Raw genomic sequence first — 19,745 nt, 5'->3', positions numbered from 1 at the left:
GCCGGGGTCGTCTGCCTCTACACTGGCCGGATGCCGCAGACGACCCCCGACAGCAGTGCGCTGACCGAGCGGTTCGCCGCTTCCCGTGCCGCGTCGCGCTCCCTCCGCAGTGCGACCACCGACCTCAAGAACCGGGCTCTGCTCGCCATCGCCGACGCGGTGCGCTCGAGCGCCGCGCGCGTCGTCCCGGCGAACGAGCTCGACCTCCAGCGGGGTCGCGAGAGCGGGATGAGCGCGGGCCTGCAGGACCGCCTCCGCCTCGATGCGGCGCGCCTGGGGTCCCTCGCCGACGCCGTCGTCGCGGTCGTCGGGCTCACCGATCCGGTCGGGCAGACGGTGCGGGGATCGAACCTGCCCAACGGCGCCTCCCTCACCCAGGTGCGGGTCCCGTTCGGCGTCGTCGGAGCGATCTACGAGGCGCGCCCGAACGTCACCATCGACATCGCGGCGCTCGCCCTCAAGAGCGGGAACGCCGTGATCCTGCGTGGAGGCACGGCCGCGGAGAACACGAACCGCGTCCTGGTGGAGCTGCTGCAGGAGGCCGTCGCCTCCGTCGGCCTGCCCGCCGAGCTGGTGCAGACGGTCGACGACCACGGCCGCGAGGGCGCGAAGGCCCTCATGCGAGCGCGCGGCTACGTCGACGTCCTGGTGCCGCGGGGGAGCGGCGGCCTCATCGAGTCGGTCGTGACGGAGTCGACGGTCCCCGTGATCGAGACGGGCGCCGGAGTCGTCCACGTCTTCCTCGACGCCAGTGCCGACGAGCAGTGGGCCGTGGACATCGTCCACAACGCCAAGGTGCAGCGTCCGAGCACCTGCAACGCCCTCGAGACCCTCCTCGTCCACCGCGACGCCGCCGAGCGCCTCCTCCCGCCCGTGCTCGGCCGGCTCGCGGAAGCGGGAGTGACCGTGCACGGCGACGAGCGCGTCGCGGCGCTCTGGCCCGACGCGGTGCCCGCCACCGACGAGGACTGGTCCGCGGAGTACTACTCGCTCGACGTCGCCGTCGCGATCGTCGACGACCTCGACGCCGCGATGGCCCACATCGACCGGTACTCCACCCACCACACCGAGTCGATCGTGACGAACGACCTCCGGAGCGCCGAGCGCTTCCTCGCCGAGGTCGACTCCGCGGTCGTGATGGTCAACGCCTCCACCCGCTTCACCGACGGCGGGGAGTTCGGGTTCGGCGCCGAGGTCGGCATCTCGACGCAGAAGCTGCACGCTCGGGGCCCCATGGGTCTTCCCGAGCTGACCAGCACGAAGTGGCTGCTGCGCGGCGCGGGACAGGTCCGCGCCTAGCGCCCGGACCGGCGATCCGGCGTCGAGCGGCGTCCGGGTAGACTCGTCGGAGCCCCGCCGGGGCGACCACGACCTCCAAGGAGCACTGCATGTCCCTCGCGACGACCGTCCTCGCCGAAGCAGCGGCCCACACGGAGCTGCCGTTCCCCCCGATCGTCTTCGGCCTGATCGCCGCCATCGCCTTCACGGCCCTCGGCTTCGTCACCTGGAGCTACCGCGACGTGGCGAACCGCCACTCGCACAAGACCGGCGCCGGCTCCCACGACCAGCACGGTCACGGACACTAGGCGGGGAGCCCAGCGATCGTGACGTCCGCCGCGAGCGGAGGCCCGCGGCGTCCGCGCATCGGCGTCATGGGCGGCACCTTCGACCCGATCCACCACGGTCACCTGGTCGCCGCCTCCGAGGTGGCCCAGTCGTTCGACCTGGACGAGGTCGTCTTCGTGCCCACCGGCCAGCCGTGGCACAAGAAGACGGTGACCTCCGCCGAGCACCGGTACCTGATGACGGTGATCGCGACGGCGTCGAACCCGCGCTTCACCGTCAGCCGCGTCGACGTGGACCGGATCGGCACGACCTACACGATCGACACCCTGCGCGACATCCACGCCGCGCACCCCGACGCCGAGCTGTTCTTCATCACCGGCGCGGACGCGGTCGCTCAGATCCTGAGCTGGAAGGACTACGACGAGCTGTGGGAGCTGGCCCACTTCGTCGCCGTCAGCCGGCCGGGGCACGTCCTCAACGTTTCGGGATTGCCGGCCCAGGACGTATCCTTGTTGGAGATTCCGGCACTGGCGATCTCCTCGACCGACTGTCGGAGCCGCGTCAACCGGGGTCATCCGGTCTGGTACCTGGTTCCCGACGGTGTCGTCCAGTACATCTCGAAGCACCACCTGTATCGGAGCACGTCATGACAGTTCAGCCCGAGGAGAAGCCGCTCACCCGGCGCGAGATCCGCGAGCGCGAGAGGCGCGAGGCCGGTGCGGCCACGACCGCCGCGGTTCCGACGACGTCCCGCCGAGCTGCCACCGCGACCGCCACCACCGCCGGCGACATGCCGGTGCTGACCCCCACCCAGGCCCTGCGGATCACCCCGGTCGAGCCGAGCCCCGCGAGCGAGCCCGACCTGCGCACCTCCTCGATGGAGATCGTCGCCACCGAGAACGCCACGGGCCGCCAGCTGACCCGTCGGGAGCTGCGCGCACTGCTGGCGCAGCAGCAGGCGGAGAAGGTCGCCGCGGCACCGGAGGCGGAGCCGCCCGCCGACGAGGAGCGGTCCGACGACGAGGAGCGGTCCGACGACGAGCCCTCCGACGACGTCGAGGGCGCCCTCGACCGCGCCTCGGCGCTCCCGCCGACCGGGGCGGTCCCCGTGATCGAGGCGGCCGACGAGTCCCGTGATGCGGAGCCGGTGCCCGAGGGTGCAGCGGAGCAGGAGCCGGAGGGCGACGAGGACGTCGTCACCGAGGACGCCCCCGAGGCGTCCGAGAAGGAGGCGGACGAGTCCGCGGCCGATGCGACCGCGGACGCCGACGAGGCCGAGGTGCACGAGGCCGAGATCGAGAGCTCCTCCTCCGACGACGAGACGCCGTCCGCGGACGCCTCCGACGAGCGGGACGCGGACGACGAGCAGCCGACGGCCGGCGAGCAGCCCGAGCAGCCGCATCTGAACACCGCGCTCTTCGCGTCGGTGGGGGGATCCCTCGACATCGCCGACGAGAAGGCCACCGAGATCACCGGGAGCTTCGAGCCGCCGATCGAGCACCTCGCCATCACCGAGGAGCTCGACAGCAAGTCGAAGGAGGAGGTGGACGCCTCGTTCGACTCCCTCATCGCGAGCGGAGTCGCCGCCACCGGTGCCGTCACCACCACCAACGCGCTGATCCTGCCGACCACGGGTCCCGGCGCGACCGTCGGCACGGACACGGGGGAGATCCTCGTCACCGGCTCGTTCGACCTCCCGCGCAGCCTCGGCTCCACGGGCCAGCACCCGAACCTCTACGACTCGCCCGATGTGGACCGCTACGTCGACCGCATCGACCGCGAGCAGCCCGTCGGCGAGTCCGAGCCGGTCCGGGCGTCCAGCGCCGTCTCCACCCACGCCGCCGGCACTTCGATGATCGCGCCGCAGAAGCGCGCCGGCGTGAGCGTCCCGGTGGTCCTCGCGATCACCGCGGCCGTCCTGCTGGTCGGCGCGATCGCGCTGTTCATCGGCGGCTTCGTGCTCAACATCTTCTGATCTCCACCACCGACACTGAAGGCTTCATGACTGCGACCGATTCCGCCCGCGCCCTGCTCCAGCTCGCGGCCACCGCCGCCGACTCCAAGGGCGGTGAGGACCTCGTCGCCCTCGACGTCTCGGGGCCGCTGCCGCTGGTCGACATCTTCCTCCTCGCCACCGGCCGCTCCGAGCGCAACGTGGTCGCGATCGCGAACGAGGTGGAGGACCGCCTGAACGACTCCGGCGCCAAGCTGCTGCGCCGCGAGGGCCGTGCGGAGGGCCGCTGGATCCTCCTCGACTTCGGCGACCTCGTCGTGCACGTCTTCCACGAGGAGGACCGCATGTACTACTCGCTCGAGCGCCTCTGGAAGGACTGCCCGACGGTGCCGTTCACCCTCGAGCAGCCTGTCGCCGTCGACTCGTCAACGTCCTCGAATTGACGAACACGCCCGGCGACAGCACTCGATTTCACTTCACGCGAATCGTGTTGTAGTTTATTCGAGTTGCTTCCGCCGGGCGGAGACAGCGCAAGACAGCACGAAGCAAGACAGAACAGAACATGGGTCCGTGGCGCAGCTGGTAGCGCACCTGCATGGCATGCAGGGGGTCAGGGGTTCGAATCCCCTCGGATCCACCGAAAAGGTCCGCACTCCTCCGGGAGTGCGGACCTTCGTCGTTCCCGGCGCTACAGGGTCGGGCGCCGTCCTGTCCGGCGCCGTCCTGTCCGGCTCAGGCCGGTCAGGCCAGCCAGGACCGTGCCCGTCCGGCCACCGGGTCCCCCTGCTGGTCACGCACGGGTCGGCCCGACCGGCTCCACATGGCCGCCGCATCCGGCGAGGAATCCGGAGAGCTCGCCCCAGGCGTCCTCCCCGATCGTGGTGTTCGGGCGCCGTGCGAGATCGGCCAGAGCGTCCGTCAGCTCGTCGACTCCCGTCAGGATCCTCGTCCGTGCCGCTCCCGTGCCCTGCCATCCGGGCGCGTACGTCCTGACGTCGGGGTGGCTGTAGAGCACGGCCGTCTCGAACCACGGCGTGGGCAGACCGTTCAGGGCCAGGTGCTCCTTGAGCCTCGCGGCCTGGATCCGGACCTGCCGGGCGGGGACGTGCTGCTCGACATGCGTGCGCACCGTCCACCGCGACACCGTCCCCGGTGCGATCTGAACCGCGAAGGCCTCGGGCAGTGCATCCTCGTCGAGGAGGACGCCGTAGGAGGGGTGGACGGTACCGGGTCGCACGCCGTCGAAGACGACCCCCTGCCAGTACTTGGCCTCGATGATGAGCGCGCCGTGCCGGGTGAGCAGCAGATGGTCGATCTGCGCGAGGAAGCGGCGCGTCGTGCGCGCCTCGACCGGTACGAAGACGACGTTCGTGGCGAGGACGCCGGACAACCCCGCCGAGGCGCACGCCTCCCGGATCAGGGTGTGCGAGACGGCCTCGCTGCTCCAGGTCCTGGCGAGCGCGTCACGGGTCTGCTCGGCCTCCTCCTGCGCCGTCTCGAGCTCGGTACGACTGAGGTCGCGCTCGGCGTCGCGCGCGCGCGTCAGTGCCTTCAGCGCCGCCTCGTGGCTCCGGTCGCGCCCGGCGATCGTGCGCTGGTGCTCCTCCGAAGCCTCCTTCGCGGTCTGCTCCGCCGCCGCTTCCGCCGCAGTGCGCCGTCGGCGGCCGACGACGACCGTGATGAGGAGGGCCAGGAGCAGGGCGGCCGCGACGGCCCAGGGCAGGTACTCGTTCATGGTCCCCAGGCAAGCACGGACCACCGACCGTGCGCCGCGACGGCTCCCGATCGCGCCGCTCGGCAGACTGGCCGCAGTGCGCTCGCTCGTGCCCTGTCCGGACGTCTTCGTCGGCGTCCGCCTGCGCGCGCGGGCGGAGACCCCGACCCTGCGCCGGCCGATCGCGCGGGCGGAGCCCTACCGCCGCCTGCCGGACGCGATGCGCGACCAGCACGAGGTCCGGCCGACCGGCGTCGAGGGCACGCTGCTGGGCTTCGTCGGCCCGCAGCCGTTCCAGGGGATCAGCGTCGCCGGCCTGCACACGCACGTCGTCGACACCACCGGCGGGATCGGCGGCCACGTGCTCGCCGCCTCCGGAGTCGCGGGCCTGATCGAGATCGAGCGGTACAGCGGCATCACCGTCCGCGTGCCGGAGTCGGACGACCACCTGCGAGCCGACCTCGACGCGGCGGCCGACGCAGACGCCGCGATCCGCGCCGTGGACACCGACCACCCGCCCTGAGCGGCCCTACCCTGGACGCATGCCCTCACTGCGCGACGTCCACGCCGTCATCGACCGTCTCTGGCCCGAGGCGGCCGCCGAGAGCTGGGACGCGCCCGGCCTGGTCACCGGCGACCCCGACGCCGCGGTGGAGCGGATCCTGCTCACGGTCGACGTGGTCTCCGACACCGTCGCGGAGGCCGTCGACGGCGGTTACCAGCTCCTGGTCGCGCACCACCCGCTGCTGCTGCGCGGCGTCACCTCGATCGCCGAGGACGGCTACAAGGGCCGCCTGCTCGCGGACCTCATCCGGGGCGGCTGCGCACTGATCTCGGCCCACACGAACGCCGACATCGTCGCGGACGGCGTCTCGGACGTGATCGCGACCCGCCTCGGCCTGACCGGCACGACGCCGCTCGTCCCGGGCGCCGACCCGTCGATCGGGCTCGGCCGAGTGGGCGACCTGCCCGAGGAGGTGACGCTCGGACGCCTGGCCGGAGCCGTGGCCGAGCTCCTGCCGGCCACCGCAGGGGGAGTGCGGGCCGCGGGCGCCTACGAGACACCCGTGCGCCACGTGTCGCTCTGCGGGGGAGCGGGGGACTCGCTCCTGGACGCCCCCGCCGTCCGCACGAGCGACGTCTTCATCACCGCCGACCTCCGGCACCACCCGGCGTCCGAGGCGCGCGAGAAGGCCCTGCACGGCACCGGCCCCGCCCTCATCGACGTCTCGCACTGGGCGAGCGAGTGGCTGTGGCTCGACGTCGCCGCGACCGCGCTGCGGGAGGCCCTGCCCACGGTCACCGTCGAGGTGAGCGAGACCCGCACCGACCCGTGGGATTTCGCGATCGTGCACTGACCCGCCGCGGGCGCGGGAGAATGGACGCGGCGCGCCCGTACTGCGCGCCGGGAACGAGGACCGCCACGTGAAAGCCAGCCCCGCACACCAGCGCGAACTCCTGACTCTGGCGAGTCTGGACACGAGGGGCGCGCAGCTGCGCCACGCCCTCGCGACGCTCCCGCAGATCGCGCGGATCCAGGCGATGCAGGCCCGCGACAACGAGACCCGCCGCTCCCTCGCCGAGCGCACAGGGCGCCTCGAGGACGTGCGCACCGAGCTCGGGCGCATCGAGTCCGACGTCGGCGTGGTTGAGAAGCGGCTCACCCGCGATCGCGACCGCCTGCAGACCGCATCCGCGGCCAAGGACATCGCCGCGCTCGAGAGCGAGATCACCTCCCTCGTGAAGCGACGGGGAGACCTCGAGGACATCGAGCTGACCCTGATGGAGCGGATCGAGGGCATCGAGTCCGAGGTCGCCGCCGCTCAGGCCGAGCGCGACGAGGTCGTCGCCTCGCTCGGGACCCTCGCCGAGGAGCGCGACGCGCAGGCCGAGAAGCTCCGCGGCAAGCAGGAGGCGCTCGCCCGGGACCGGGCGGACCTGGTGACGACCCTTCCGGAGGACCTGGTCGAGCTGTACGAGAAGCAGCGCGCCCGCTACGGAGTCGGCGCGGCCCTCCTCCGCGGGAAGGTGTCGGAGGGGAGCGGCGTGGCCCTCACCGAGTCGGACCTCTCCTGGATCCGCGCCTCCGCTCCCGACGAGGTCGTCCTCTGCCCCGACAGCGGCTGCATCCTGGTGCGCGGCGAGGAGTCCACCCTCGCCTGAGCCGTACACTGGACGGGCGAACGGGCCGGCAAGACGGTCGCGTCACCGCGGCGAGAGCCGTGGTGCCGAGGAACGTCCGGGCTCCGCAGAGCAGGGCGGTGGGCAACACCCACCCGGGGCGACCCGCGAGACAGTGCCACAGAGAACAGACCGCCGTCGGCTCCGGCCGGCGGTAAGGGTGAAACGGTGGTGTAAGAGACCACCAGGGGCCGGAGTGATCCGGTCCGCTCGGTAAACCTCGCCCGGAGCAAGGTCAGACAGAGGACGATGCGGCTGCTCGTCGGGTCCTCGGGTAGACCGCTGGAGGGTCACGGCGACGTGGCTCCGAGAGAGATGGCCGTCCAGCGCCCGCCGAGAGGCGCGGCGTGAACAGAACCCGGCGTATCAGCCGACCCCTTCGCCACGAGATGCCCCGCCCCTGCGGGGCATCTCGCGTCTCCGCCGGTTGCTTCGCGCTCCCGCCCGCAGTCAGCGCGACGGCCTGCGGTGGCGGTTCCCGGGTCTCGATACACCCTTGCGCGGCTACTCGTTGAGACTGGCGCATGCCATCTCTCGCGCTGCCTCCTGCGGACGAAGCGGTGCATCACGACGTCCGGAAGGCGACGGTCCCGGAGGACGGTCCTGAGGCGCCGCTGCGGATCGACCGCCGAGGACCAGGTGCCCCCGCCCCGTCGTGGCTCACCGCAACGACTGGACCCCGAAGGTCTGATCACGTCCGTCCGCCATGGCGCCACGCACCAGGCGAACCGGCGAAGCGCGTGCCAGCGTTTCGCCGTAGCCGTCCGCACCCCGCTCCCCGGAACGCGTCACCTCCCGAGGCCGACCGCGCCTCGGCGGGCGGGGACCGCCGAGGAAAAAGACTCAGCCCCGCCCTGCGAGCGCGGCCGCGCCGAGGATGCCGGCGTTGTTGCGGAGCGCCGCCGGGATGATCGGGGTGCGCAGGTCGAGCAGGGGGAGGAACTCGTCGTGGTGCTTGGAGATGCCGCCGCCGACGATGAAGAGATCGGGCCAGAGCAGCGCCTCGAGGTGGGAGTAGTAGCGCTGCAGGCGCTTCGCCCAGTGCTTGTAGTCGAGGTCGTCGCGCTCCTTGGCGGCGAACGAGGCCTTCTTCTCGTAGTCGCCGCCGTGGATCTCGAGGTGGCCGAGCTCGGCGTTGGGGATGAGGATCCCGTCGTGGATCTGCGCCGTCCCGATGCCGGTGCCGAGGGTGGTCATGATGACCAGGCCCTCCTTGTCCTTCGCCGCTCCGAAGCGCGACTCGGCGTAGCCCGCCGCATCGGCGTCGTTGACGAAGAAGATGTTCCGGCCGATCGCGTCCTCGAACAGCTTCTCGGCCTCGAGGCCGATCCACTCGTCCGACACGTTCGCCGCCGACATCGTCCGTCCGTGGACGACGACGGCGGGGAAGCAGATGCCGACCGGGGTGTCCGAGGGCAGGTCCGGGATCCTCTCGAGGATCTGCTGGACGGTGGCGACGATGTCCTTCGGCGTGCCGCCCGGGGGAGTGGCGAGCTTCATCCGGTCGCTGAGCAGAGTGCCCGCGGCCAGGTCCACCGAGGCCCCCTTGATGCCCGTTCCCCCGATGTCGATCCCGATGGCGGTCGCCGCAGCAGTCATAGCGGCCATGCTAGCGAAGGGCGGGGGTGCGGACCGACGCGGGCTGCGGCGTAGGATCGCGGCATGGCTGACGGCGACGCGAACTCCTGGTGGTACAACCTCAAGGCCGGCACGGTGGAGCAGGGATTCGTGTCCCCCTCCGTCGACCGGGTGGGACCCTTCTCCTCTCGCGAGGAGGCGGAGCACGCCCTCGAGCGGCTGCACGAGAACAGCCGCAAATGGGCCGAGGAGGACGCCGCCGAGGACCGCTGACCGCGGCTACTCGTAGCTGTGCTCGGCGCCGGGGTAGGCGCCGGACTCCACGTCGTCCCGGTACGCGGTGACCGCTCCGGTGAGCACGCCGCGCAGATCCGCGTACTGCTTCACGAAGCGGGGGATGCGGCCGGTGGTGAATCCGGCGAAATCCGTCCACACGAGCAGCTGTCCGTCGACGTGCGGTCCCGCTCCGACTCCGATCGTCGGGATGCGCAGCTCCTCCGTCACCTGACGTGCCGCGTCCGCGGGCACCATCTCGAGGACGACGGCGAACGCCCCGGCCTCCTGGACGGCTCGCGCGTCGGCGAGCAGCTGCTCGATGCCCTCGCCGCGCCCCTGCACCATGTGGCCGCCGAGCCCGTGCTCGCTCTGCGGCGTGAAGCCGATGTGCGCCATCACGGGGATGCCCGCCTCGACGATGCGCCGGATCTGCTCGGCGGAGCGGACCCCGCCCTCGAGCTTCACCGCGTGCGCGTGCGTCTCCTTCATGAAGCGGAACGCCGTGTGCAGCGCGTCGTCGGCACCCGACTCGTAGGAGCCGAAGGGCATGTCGGCGACGACGAAGGCGCGCTCGACGGCTCCTGCGACGGCGCGCGCCAGCGGGATGAGCTCGTCGACGGTGACGGGCAGAGTGGTGTCGTAGCCGAGCACCGTGTTGCCGGCGGAGTCGCCCACGAGGAGGAAGTCGATCCCGGCGTCGTCGAAGATCTTCGCCGTCAGCTGGTCGTAGCTGGTCAGCCCGGTGATGCGGACACCGGAGTCCTTCGCGTTCTGGAAGTGGCGGGTTCGAACGCGTTTCACGGGCTGCGCTGACATGGGCGCCAGTCTACGGCGCGCCTCGGGCGCCCCGCGGGCCCCGGTCGGAGGCAGTAGCCTGAGGGTCGAAACAGGAGGGGTCTGGATGGACAAGCAACGGGACTTCGTTCTTCGCACCATTGAAGAGCGAGGGATCAAATTCGTTCGCCTCTGGTTCACCGACGTCGTCGGCACGCTGAAGTCGGTCGCGATCGCGCCGGCCGAGGTGGAGGGCGCGTTCGCGGAGGGGCTCGGCTTCGACGGCTCCGCCATCGAGGGCCTCACCCGCTCCTTCGAGGCCGACGTCCTCGCGCATCCGGACCCGTCGACCTTCCAGATCCTCCCGTGGCGCGGAGAGATCGACCCGACGGCGCGGATGTTCTGCGACATCACGACGCCCGACGGCCAGCCCGCCGTCGCCGACCCGCGCAACGTGCTCAAGCGCACGCTGGCGAAGGCGGCCGAGCGCGGGTTCACCTTCTACACGCACCCCGAGATCGAGTTCTACCTCCTCAAGTCGTCGTCCTTCGGCGCCGAGGGTCCGGAGCCGGTCGACTCCGCCGGGTACTTCGACAACGTCCCCGGAGGCACGGCGCACGACTTCCGCCGCCGCTCCGTGCGCATGCTGGAGGATCTGGGCATCTCGGTCGAGTTCAGCCACCACGAGGCGGGCCCCGGCCAGAACGAGATCGACCTCCGCTACGCGGACGCGCTCACCACGGCCGACAACATCATGACCTTCCGCACCGTGATCAAGGAGGTGGCGATCGAGCAGGGCGTCTATGCGACCTTCATGCCGAAGCCGCTCTCCGGGCACCCCGGCTCGGGCATGCACACCCACCTCTCGCTCTTCGAGGGCGACGTGAACGTGTTCTACGAGCAGGGCGCCCAGTACCAGCTCTCGAAGCTCGGCCGTCAGTTCATCGCGGGCCTGCTCAAGCACGCCCCCGAGATCACCGCCGTGACGAACCAGTTCGTCAACTCCTACAAGCGGCTCTGGGGCGGCGACGAGGCGCCCAGCTACGTCTCGTGGGGCCACAACAACCGGTCCGCCCTCGTGCGCGTTCCGCTCTACAAGCCCAACAAGGGGCAGTCGTCGCGCATCGAGTACCGGGCGCTGGACTCCGCGGCGAACCCCTACCTGGCGTACTCGCTGCTCCTGGCGGCCGGGCTCAAGGGCATCGAGGAGGGCTACGAGCTCCCGGCCGAGGCCGAGGACAACGTGTGGGCCCTCTCGGACGCGGAGCGCCGGGCGCTCGGCTACGGCGCTCTGCCCGCCAGCCTCGACCGCGCCATCTCGCTGATGGAGGAGTCCGAGCTCGTGGCCGAGACGCTGGGCGAGCAGGTGTTCAACTTCGTGCTGCTCAACAAGCGGAAGGACTGGGCCGAGTACCGCGCCCAGGTCACGCCGTACGAGCTGCGCAGCAATCTCGAGATGCTCTGACGCCTCGGCCATGCCCCGCGAACGCTCCCTCCGCGATGTCGCACGCCTCGGCTTCGCCGCGCTCGGCGAGACCGGGGCACGGCTGGCCGAGGCGGAGGAGCTGGCCGGGCGGCAGCTCGAGTCGGTGCTGCCCTCCTTCGCCCGGGTGGCGGACCCGGACGAGGCGCTGCTCGCTCTGATCGACCTGCTGCGACGGCACCGCGACAGCATGGACGCGGTCCTCGCCGACGACGAGGCCCTGACCCGGCTGCTTCTGGTGGTGGGGGCCTCCTCCGGCCTCGCCGACTTCCTCCAGCGCCGGCCCGACGAGCTGGCCAGCGTGCTCGAGCCGGTGCGCACGCTCCCCGGGCGCGCCGAGATGAAGGCCGAGTTGCTCGAGTCGGTCGGCGCCGTCGACGGCTTCTCGTCGCTCCGGGAGGAGGCGGGCTGGACGGCGTTGCGCGTGCGGTACCGCCGCCTCCTCACCAGGATCGTCGTCCACGACCTGAGCCAGGCCGACCCCGTCGCGGCGATCGACCGGGTGACGAGGGCGCTGGCCGACCTCGCCGGAGCCGCGCTGGAGGCGTCCCTCGCCGTGGCGCGGACCGAGCTGGTCGAGGGCGCGGGCCCGGGTCGCTTCGGCCGCGACGAGGTCGCCGCCACCCGCTTCGCCGTCATCGGCATGGGCAAGGCGGGAGCGTCCGAGCTCAACTACGTCAGCGACGTCGACGTGATCTTCGTCGCCGAGGGCGACCCGGAGAAGGAGCTGACGAACGCCCGTGCGATCGACGTCGCCACCCGGCTCGCCGTGCTCCTCATGCGCGGAACCTCTGCGCTGGCGATGGAGCCGGAGCTCTGGGAGGTCGACCCGAACCTGCGCCCGGAGGGCAAGCAGGGCGCGCTCGTGCGCACCCTCGAGTCGCACATCACCTACTACGACCGGTGGGCGAAGAGCTGGGAGTTCCAGGCGCTGCTCAAGGCGCGTCCGCTCGCCGGCGACCAGGAGCTGGGGCGGGCGTACGTCGACGCGGTCGCGCCCAAGGTCTGGTCGAGCGCCTCCCGCGAGAACTTCGTCGAGTCGGTGCAGCGGATGCGGGAGCGGGTCACCGAGAACATCCCGCAGAACGACGTCCACTACCAGATCAAGCTCGGGCCCGGCGGCCTGCGCGACATCGAGTTCACGGTGCAGCTGCTCCAGCTCGTCCACGGGCAGACCGACGACGAGATCCGCATGCCCGGGACTCTGCTCGCCCTGGGCGCCCTCGCCGACCGCGGGTACATCGGCCGCTCCGCCGCCGAGGAGTTCGCGCAGGACTACCGAGCACTCCGGCTGCTCGAGCACCGCCTCCAGCTGCGGCGCCTGCGACGCACGCACCTGATGCCGCGGGACGAGCACGAGCTGCGGACCCTCGCCCGCTCCAGCGGGCTCGCCCGCACGGCGGAGGAGCTGCTGAGCGTCTGGAACGGGATCAAGCACCGCGTCCGGGGCCTGCACGAGCGCCTGTTCTACCGTCCGCTGCTCTCCGCGGTCGCCGCGCTCTCCGACGGCGGCGCCGAGCTGTCCACCGGCCAGGCGGAGGCGCGCCTCGCCGCCATCGGCTTCGCGGACGCCCGCGGGGCGCTCGGCCACATCGCCGCGATGACCTCGGGCGTCTCGCGTCGCGCGAGCATCCAGCGCCACCTCGTGCCGGTGATGCTGCAGTGGTTCGCCGACGGACCGGACCCCGACTACGGCCTGCTCGCGTTCCGGCGCCTCAGCGACGCACTGGGCGGGACGCCCTGGTTCCTCCGGATGCTGCGCGACTCGTCCGGAGCCGCCAAGCGGCTCACCACGGTGCTCTCCGGATCGCGCTTCGTCGGCGAGCTGCTCGACCGCATCCCGGAGTCGGCGGCCTGGCTCGAGGACGACGACGCCCTCCGCCCCCGTAGCGCCGCCCAGCTCGCCGAGGAGGTGCGCGCCGTGCTCGCCCGGCACGAGACGCCCGACGCGGTCGCCTCAGTCCTCCGCTCGATGCGCCGGCGCGAGGTGCTGCGGACCGCCATGGGGGGCGTGCTCGGTCTCAGCTCGATCGAGGAGATCGCGACCAGCCTCACCGACATCATCAGCGCACTGCTGGGCGGCGTGCTCGCCGCCATCCGGCGCGGCAGTGCGACCCGGCCCGGCGCCGACGCGGAGTTCGCGATCATCGGCATGGGCCGGTACGGGGGAGCGGAGCTGGGCTTCGGCTCCGACGCCGACGTGATGTACGTCCAGCGACCCGGCACCGCCGAGCCGCACCAGGCCCAGCTCTACTCGCAGTTCGTCGTCGCCGAGCTGGTCCGGCTCACGGAGGACTCCCGCCTGCCGCTCGACCTCGACGCCGACCTGCGGCCCGAGGGCAAGAACGGGCCCCTCGTGCGCTCCCTCGACTCCTACCGCGCCTACTACGCCCGCTGGTCGCTGACCTGGGAGGCGCAGGCGCTGCTCCGGGCGCGGGGAGTGGCGGGGGACCAGGCGCTCATCGAGGACTTCGAGGAGCTGGCTGACGGGGTCCGCTACCCGGGAGCGGTCTCCGACCGCGACATCCGCGAGGTGAAGCGGATCAAGGCACGGGTCGAGAGCGAGCGTCTGCCGCAGGGCGCCGACCCCCGCCGTCACCTCAAGCTCGGCCGTGGATCGCTGAGCGACGTCGAGTGGCTGGTGCAGCTCCTCCAGCTGCAGCACGCGCGGCGGACCCCGGCGCTGCGGACCACCTCGACCCTCACCGCCCTCGCGGTCGCGGAGGAGGAGGGCATGGTCGGCCCGCAGGACGCGGAGCGGCTGCGTGCCGCGTGGATCCTCGCGTCCCGTGTCCGCTCGGGCACCACGCTCTGGGGCAACCGCACCAGCGACGTCCTCCCGACCGACCGCCGGCAGCTCGAGGGCGTCGCGCGCCTGCTGGAGTACCCGGCCGGGTCCGCGACGGCGCTCGAGGACGACTACCTCGGCGTGACCCGCCGCTCACGCGCGGTCTTCGAGCGCCTGTTCTACGGGCCGGCCGCGGGAGACGCTCCCTCCTACCGCTGACGCCCGCGCGCCGGGGACGGCGAAGGGCCGCCCCTCCGAGGAGGAACGGCCCTTCGGCAGTGCTGCGGGATCAGACCCCGTAGTACAGCTCGAACTCGAACGGGTGAGGACGCTGCGCGAGGGGCTTGATCTCCTTCTCGCGCTTGTACTCGATCCAGGTGTCGATGAGCTCCTGAGTGAACACGCCGCCCTGGAGGAGGAAGTCGTGGTCGGCCTCGAGGGCGTCGAGCGCCTCGCCCAGGGTCGCGGGGACCTGCGGGATGAGCTTCGCCTCCTCGGGGGGCAGCTCGTAGAGGTCCTTGTCGACCGGCTCGTGCGGCTCGATGCGGTTCTTGATGCCGTCGAGGCCCGCCATCAGCTGGGCGGCGAACGCGAGGTACGGGTTGCCGGAGGCGTCGGGCGCACGGAACTCGATGCGCTTGGCCTTCGGGTTCGTGCCGGTGATCGGGATGCGGATGGACGCGGAGCGGTTGCCGGCCGAGTAGACCAGGTTGACCGGCGCCTCGAAGCCCGGGATCAGGCGGTGGTACGAGTTGACCGTCGGGTTCGTGAACGCGAGGACGGCGGGAGCGTGCTTGAGCAGGCCGCCGATGTACCAGCGCGCGAGGTCCGAGAGACCGCCGTAGCCGTTCTCGTCGTAGAAGAGCGGCGTGCCGTCGTTCCACAGCGACTGGTGGGTGTGCATGCCCGAGCCGTTGTCGCCGAAGAGCGGCTTCGGCATGAACGTGGCGGTCTTGCCCCACTGCTCGGCCGTGTTCTTGACGATGTACTTGAACTTCAGGATGTCGTCCGCCGCGTGGACCATCGTGTCGAAGCGGTAGTTGATCTCGGCCTGGCCGCCGGTGCCCACCTCGTGGTGCGAGCGCTCGAGGATGAGGCCGGCGTCGATCAGCTTGAGGCAGATGTCGTCGCGGAGGTCGGCCTGCTTGTCGACGGGGCTCACCGGGAAGTAGCCGCCCTTGTAGGGCGTCTTGTTGCCGAGGTTGCCGCCCTCCTCGACGCGTCCCGAGTTCCAGGCGCCCTCGACCGAGTCGACGGAGTGGAACGCGGAGTTCTGCGTGATCTCGTAGCGGACGTCGTCGAAGATATAGAACTCCGCCTCGGGGGCGAAGAACGCGGTGTCGGCGATGCCGGTCGACGCGAGGTACTTCTCGGCCTTCTTCGCGACCTGGCGCGGGTCCTTGGAGTAGATCTCGCCGTTGCGCGGGTTGTAGATGTCGAAGACGAGGATCAGCGTGCGCTCGACGCGGAACGGGTCCACGTAGGCGGTGGTCACGTCAGGGATCAGCTGCATGTCCGATTCGTGGATGTTCGCGAATCCGCGGATCGAGGACCCGTCGAAGAGCTGACCGACGGAGAAGAACTCCTCATCGACAGTCGAGGCGGGGATGTTGAAGTGCTGCTGGACACCGGGGAGATCGGTGAACCGGATGTCGAGGAACTTGACGTCCGTGTCCTTGATGAACGAGAGCACCTCGGAAGAATCTTTAAACATGCAAAGGTCTCCAATGGCGTGACGGGGTGCTGCAGAGCGCAGCCGTTCCAGGGTAGTGACGGGGGGTTTCCCCACCGTGTCCCTGTTGTTTCCGACATGTTACGGGGCCCGTCCGGGGTCGGGCTCCACGTCGTCTGCCGGACCACCCGCTCCTCGGTCCGCTCCGAGACGCCGCGGATAGGATCGGAGGATGCCAGCCGCCGACCGCAGGACCTTCGCCGACGCCGCCCCGAGCTCGTACCCGGGGGAGCGTCTCGGCCTCCCCCGAGAGGGCCGCCTCTCGGTCGGACGGTCCGGCCGCCGCATCGCCGCCCTGGCCGTCGACTTCGCCGTCGCCGCTCTGCTGTCGCTCGCGTTCTTCGACTACGACCGCTGGGCGAGCCTGCTGCTGTTCGTCCTGCTGCAGGTCGTCTTCATCCCCACCATCGGCGGCAGCATCGGGCACCGCCTGCTCGGGATGCGCGTCATCCGTCTCGGCGGGGGCTGGGTCGGCGTGTGGCGCCCGATCGTGCGCTCTGTGCTGCTGGCCGTGCTGGTGCCGGCGCTCGTCTGGGACTCGGACCAGCGCGGCTTCCACGACAAGGTGGCCGGGACGGTTCTCGTCCGCTACTGACTCGCGCCGCAGACGAAGCAGGCCGGCCGGGAGAGATCCCGACCGGCCTGTCGCGTCGTGCGTCAGCGCGATCGCTGAGGGCGCACCTTGAAGGGGTCGACGCCCTTCGGGATGGGCAGCGACGTGTTGAGCGAGGAGAGCCGGTTCTTCACCGCGAGGACCTCGGCCTTGGTGAGGACCTTCCTCGTCTTCGAGAGGCGGCTCGGCACCTTGTGCAGTGGAGTCGCATCGGCGTCGGAGCCGACGTGCACGAAGGTGACGGGGACGTTCGGCAGGATCCGCGCCACCTTGCGCCGCTCGTCCTCGAGCATGCGCTTGGTCCGGGAGGCGGGGCCCTCCGCGATCAGCACGACGCCTCCGCGGCCGACGGCGCGGTAGACGGCGTCCTGGGTCTTGCCGTTGACGGCGACGGGCATCTCGCCGCCGGTCCAGGTGCCGCGCAGTCCGCTGCGCAGGACGGCGCCGACCGCGCCGGGCTGCCCGGCGATCTGCCCGTAGGCGGCGCGCTCGGCGCGGCGCGAGAGCACGGCGAGTCCGGCGACCAGGCCGGCCATCACGCCCACGATGATCCACAGCGCGATCACGAAGCCGTTGCCGTTGCTGAGCAGGATGCCGAGGAGCACGCCGAGCAGGATCGGGAGCAGGAGCGCGAGGAGGATGATCCAGACGGCGCTGCTGTCGTAGCGGCGGGTCATCTGGAACACCTGCCACATCTGCTTGAGACGTCCGGGTTCCTTGACCGCCTTCGTCGACGGTTCCGTGCTGCGTGCCATGACGTCAAGGATACCGAGCGGGAGCGCGGCGGCGGACCCCGGACGCGGATCGGACTCCTCCACAGAGGGCACGCGCGCCGATCCGTCCACCGATCGGGATAGACGGGCGTCCTCCGCCTCGGTCTGCGGTCAGGCTCGCCTCATGACGAGCAGCGGGACGGTCCAGGGCCGGAGGATCGGCGGAGTGCGGACGGGGAGGCGGCGGACGCCTGCACCGGGTGCCGCACCGCCGGCCGAGCGGACGATGCGGCCGCGGGAGGCCGAGGCGCTGCAGGCGTCGCCGGTGGCTCGGCTCGCCGAGCACCGCCACCGCGAGCGCATCGTCCGGGTGGAGTCGTCTCCGAGGAGGTGCATCGTCTCGACCGCCCCTCCCGTCGTCGCCACGCTCGAGAGGTTCCTGCGGGTCGAGCGGGGGATCGGACTCGGCGCCGCGGTCACCCTCCTCGCCCCCGTGGTGGGCGCGGTCCGCTCGGCCGCCCTCGAGGGAGCATGGCTGGCTCCGACGACGGACGACATCGGCCTGACGGAGGAGGGTCGGCCCCTGCTGCTGCTGACGACGCCCGCCGTCGACACCCCGCGTGCGGCGCGCGACGCGCTGCAGCAGGTTCTGGAGCGCCTCGGGATGCTCTGCCCGGAGCTGCCGGTCGCCGCCCTCGCGCGGCACCGCGACCTGCTGGCGCTGGAGGGCAACCTCTACGGACTCGCTGATCCGCAGGGGATAGGCGAGGCGGTGCGGGCGCTGCCGACGTCCGGCGCGGGTGCACGGGGTCGGGAGGCGGTGCCTGCTCCGGCTGCCCGGCACCGGCGGGTCCATCCGCTCGACGGCTGGCAGGACCGCCTCCGGGCGTTCGTCGTCCGGCGTCGGGGACCGCTCTCCGTCGGGACGGCGATCGTGCTGGGAGCGGTGCTCGCCGGATCGCTCGCGGGCGGGCCCGGTCGGCAGGTGCAGGATGCGGAGGCGTCGACCGCAGCCGCGCCCGTTCCGGCTCGGTCGACTCCGCCGGCGGTGGCGACCGCGGCACCGCCCGCTCCGGTCGCGGCGGCCGCGCTCGACGCCGAGCAGGCGGCGGAGGTGCTGATCGACGCGGTGCGCGCGTGCGGGGACCGGGGGTGCGCCCGCGGTCTGGTCACGGCGGACTCGCCGCTCGGTGACGCAGCGGACGGCCCCGCCTCCGCTGTCCCGGCGACGGGGGAGGCGTCGGCCGTCCTCGTCGACGTGAACGGGGCATCGGCGGTCGTGCACCTCCGGACGGCCCCGGGGACGACAGCGGCCTCCGTCCTGATCATCAGGACGGAGGCCGGCTGGCTCATCCGCGACGTCTACACCGGAGCGGCCTCGTGAGAGGCGCGCTCAGGGGGAGCGTCTTAGATGCCGAGGTCGTTCTCGAACGAGCCCTCCTCGAGGCGCTCCTTGATCGCGACCAGGAAGCGCGCCGCGTCGGCTCCGTCGACCGTGCGGTGGTCGTACGAGAGCGCGAGGAAGACGGTCGAGCGGATCGCGATGGCGTCAGCACCGTCCACCTGCACGACGGCCGGCTTCTTGGTGACGATGCCGGTGCCGAGGATCGCGGTCTGCGGCAGGAACACGACGGGAGTGTCGAACAAGGCCCCGCGTGAACCGGTGTTGGTCAGCGTGAAGGTGCCGCCGGCGAGCTCATCGGGCTTCAGCTTGTTGTTGCGGGTGCGCTCGGCCAGGTCTCCGATGGTGGAGGCGATCTGCGCGAGGTTCAGCTCGGACGCGTTCTTGAGGACCGGGGTCAGCAGGCCGCGCTCGGTGTCGACGGCGATGCTGATGTTCTCGTGGTCCGGGTAGACGATCGACTCGCCGTCGAGGGTCGAGTTGATCACCGGGTAGGCCTTGAGCGCCTCGGCCGCCGCGAGGGCGAAGAACGGGAGGAAGGACAGCTTGGCGCCGGTCTTCTCCTGGAAGCTCTTCTTGACCGAGTCGCGGAAGCGGGCGACCGCCGTGACGTCGACCTCGATGACCGAGGTGAGCTGGGCGCTCGTCTGCATCGACTCGACGGCGCGCTGCGCGAGGACCTTGCGCAGGCGCGACATCGGCTGCGTGGTGCCGCGAAGGGGCGAGGTCTCGAGCGGGGTGCGCGCGGCCTTGGCGGCTGCGGCGGCGGGCGCCGAGACCGGGGCGGCCGGAGCCGACTTGGCGGCCTCGACCGCGTCGAGGACGTCCTGCTTGCGAATGCGGCCGCCGACTCCGGTTCCCGTCAGGGTGGAGAGGTCGATGCCGTTCTCGCCGGCGAGCTTGCGCACGAGCGGGGTGACGTAGCCGGGGTTGGAGTCGGTGGGCTCGGGGGAGGCGGCGGGCGCGGCGGC

General features: G+C 71.5%; 19 protein-coding genes, 1 tRNA gene and 1 other RNA gene. 15 read left to right on the top strand and 6 right to left on the bottom strand.

Annotation, left to right across the window (positions count from 1 at the left end):
- Positions 1-30 precede the first annotated feature (30 nt).
- The 6 genes from C5C53_RS07525 to C5C53_RS07500 all read left to right on the top strand — a co-directional run bounded on the left by C5C53_RS07525 (position 31) and on the right by C5C53_RS07500 (position 4,157).
- Positions 31-1,299, top strand: coding sequence for a glutamate-5-semialdehyde dehydrogenase (locus tag C5C53_RS07525; RefSeq protein WP_104267220.1), 1,269 nt, complete (start codon positions 31-33; stop codon positions 1,297-1,299).
- 89 nt (positions 1,300-1,388) lie between these two features.
- Positions 1,389-1,586, top strand: a complete 198-nt coding sequence (locus tag C5C53_RS07520) for a hypothetical protein (RefSeq protein ID WP_104267219.1) — start codon at positions 1,389-1,391, stop codon at positions 1,584-1,586.
- Between the two features lie 18 nt (positions 1,587-1,604).
- Entirely contained in the window at positions 1,605-2,216 is a 612-nt protein-coding gene (gene nadD, locus C5C53_RS07515) for a nicotinate-nucleotide adenylyltransferase (RefSeq protein WP_104223678.1), read from the top strand.
- Entirely contained in the window at positions 2,213-3,541 is a 1,329-nt protein-coding gene (locus C5C53_RS07510; protein WP_104267218.1) for a hypothetical protein, read from the top strand. The genes nadD and C5C53_RS07510 overlap by 4 nt, the downstream gene beginning before the upstream one ends.
- Positions 3,542-3,567: 26 nt before the next feature.
- A complete protein-coding gene (rsfS, locus tag C5C53_RS07505; protein WP_104223676.1) occupies positions 3,568-3,963 on the top strand; it encodes a ribosome silencing factor in 396 nt (131 codons plus the stop codon).
- 121 nt (positions 3,964-4,084) lie between these two features.
- Positions 4,085-4,157 (top strand) — tRNA-Ala (locus C5C53_RS07500).
- Positions 4,158-4,310: 153 nt separating this feature from the next.
- Here the strand turns inward: C5C53_RS07500 and C5C53_RS07495 are convergent.
- Positions 4,311-5,255, bottom strand: coding sequence for a nuclease-related domain-containing protein (locus tag C5C53_RS07495; protein WP_104257394.1), 945 nt, complete (start codon positions 5,253-5,255; stop codon positions 4,311-4,313).
- Between the two features lie 76 nt (positions 5,256-5,331).
- On the opposite strand from C5C53_RS07495, the gene C5C53_RS17090 reads away from it, so the two are divergent.
- From C5C53_RS17090 to rnpB, 4 genes are all read left to right on the top strand, one after another.
- Positions 5,332-5,757: an acetolactate decarboxylase gene (locus C5C53_RS17090; RefSeq protein ID WP_181127020.1), complete on the top strand. Its 426-nt coding sequence runs from the start codon at positions 5,332-5,334 to the stop codon at positions 5,755-5,757.
- A gap of 19 nt (positions 5,758-5,776) precedes the next feature.
- Positions 5,777-6,592 (top strand): Nif3-like dinuclear metal center hexameric protein, encoded by an 816-nt coding sequence (locus C5C53_RS07485; RefSeq protein ID WP_104267217.1) that lies wholly within the window; start codon positions 5,777-5,779, stop codon positions 6,590-6,592.
- Between the two features lie 67 nt (positions 6,593-6,659).
- On the top strand, positions 6,660-7,397 hold the full coding sequence (locus tag C5C53_RS07480; RefSeq protein ID WP_104257396.1) for a zinc ribbon domain-containing protein: 738 nt from the start codon (positions 6,660-6,662) through the stop codon (positions 7,395-7,397).
- 21 nt (positions 7,398-7,418) lie between these two features.
- Positions 7,419-7,797, top strand: an RNA gene (rnpB, locus tag C5C53_RS07475) — RNase P RNA component class A.
- Between the two features lie 461 nt (positions 7,798-8,258).
- Here rnpB and ppgK read toward each other — a convergent pair.
- Complete coding sequence (gene ppgK, locus C5C53_RS07470) at positions 8,259-9,014, bottom strand: polyphosphate--glucose phosphotransferase (RefSeq protein ID WP_104267216.1); 756 nt, start codon at positions 9,012-9,014, stop codon at positions 8,259-8,261.
- A 63-nt stretch (positions 9,015-9,077) separates the two neighbouring features.
- On the opposite strand from ppgK, the gene C5C53_RS07465 reads away from it, so the two are divergent.
- Complete coding sequence (locus tag C5C53_RS07465; protein WP_104223671.1) at positions 9,078-9,266, top strand: SPOR domain-containing protein; 189 nt, start codon at positions 9,078-9,080, stop codon at positions 9,264-9,266.
- 6 nt (positions 9,267-9,272) lie between these two features.
- Here C5C53_RS07465 and panB read toward each other — a convergent pair whose 3' ends face one another.
- Positions 9,273-10,085 carry a 3-methyl-2-oxobutanoate hydroxymethyltransferase gene (gene panB / locus C5C53_RS07460; protein WP_104226711.1) on the bottom strand — a complete coding sequence of 271 codons (813 nt, stop codon included), beginning with the start codon at positions 10,083-10,085 and terminating at the stop codon, positions 9,273-9,275.
- Between the two features lie 85 nt (positions 10,086-10,170).
- Here panB and C5C53_RS07455 point away from each other — a divergent pair, with 85 nt between their 5' ends.
- The gene (locus C5C53_RS07455; protein WP_068253236.1) at positions 10,171-11,508 is read left to right on the top strand and encodes a glutamine synthetase family protein; all 1,338 of its coding nucleotides are present in this window, start codon (positions 10,171-10,173) and stop codon (positions 11,506-11,508) included.
- Positions 11,509-11,518: 10 nt separating this feature from the next.
- Positions 11,519-14,533: a bifunctional [glutamine synthetase] adenylyltransferase/[glutamine synthetase]-adenylyl-L-tyrosine phosphorylase gene (locus C5C53_RS07450; protein ID WP_104267215.1), complete on the top strand. Its 3,015-nt coding sequence runs from the start codon at positions 11,519-11,521 to the stop codon at positions 14,531-14,533.
- Between the two features lie 70 nt (positions 14,534-14,603).
- On the opposite strand, the gene glnA is transcribed toward C5C53_RS07450, so the two are convergent.
- Complete coding sequence (gene glnA / locus C5C53_RS07445) at positions 14,604-16,028, bottom strand: type I glutamate--ammonia ligase (RefSeq protein WP_104223668.1); 1,425 nt, start codon at positions 16,026-16,028, stop codon at positions 14,604-14,606.
- Between the two features lie 190 nt (positions 16,029-16,218).
- Between glnA and C5C53_RS07440 the strand changes: the two genes are divergently transcribed.
- A complete protein-coding gene (locus C5C53_RS07440; protein ID WP_104223667.1) occupies positions 16,219-16,641 on the top strand; it encodes an RDD family protein in 423 nt (140 codons plus the stop codon).
- Between the two features lie 62 nt (positions 16,642-16,703).
- On the opposite strand, the gene C5C53_RS07435 is transcribed toward C5C53_RS07440, so the two are convergent.
- Positions 16,704-17,414, bottom strand: a complete 711-nt coding sequence (locus tag C5C53_RS07435; protein WP_104267285.1) for a DUF4191 domain-containing protein — start codon at positions 17,412-17,414, stop codon at positions 16,704-16,706.
- Positions 17,415-17,556: 142 nt separating this feature from the next.
- Here C5C53_RS07435 and C5C53_RS07430 point away from each other — a divergent pair, with 142 nt between their 5' ends.
- Entirely contained in the window at positions 17,557-18,756 is a 1,200-nt protein-coding gene (locus C5C53_RS07430; RefSeq protein ID WP_146084655.1) for a hypothetical protein, read from the top strand.
- 23 nt (positions 18,757-18,779) lie between these two features.
- On the opposite strand, the gene sucB is transcribed toward C5C53_RS07430, so the two are convergent.
- Positions 18,780-19,745, bottom strand: a 966-nt coding sequence (gene sucB, locus C5C53_RS07425; protein WP_104267213.1) for a 2-oxoglutarate dehydrogenase, E2 component, dihydrolipoamide succinyltransferase, incomplete at its 5' end; no start/stop codon positions are given.

Origin of the sequence: Rathayibacter sp. AY1E3 (assembly GCF_002932235.1) — a bacterium.
Classification (GTDB): Bacteria; Actinomycetota; Actinomycetes; order Actinomycetales; family Microbacteriaceae; genus Rathayibacter.
Note: the sequence above shows the minus strand (reverse complement) of the source record. Positions and strands in the feature narration are given on the sequence as shown.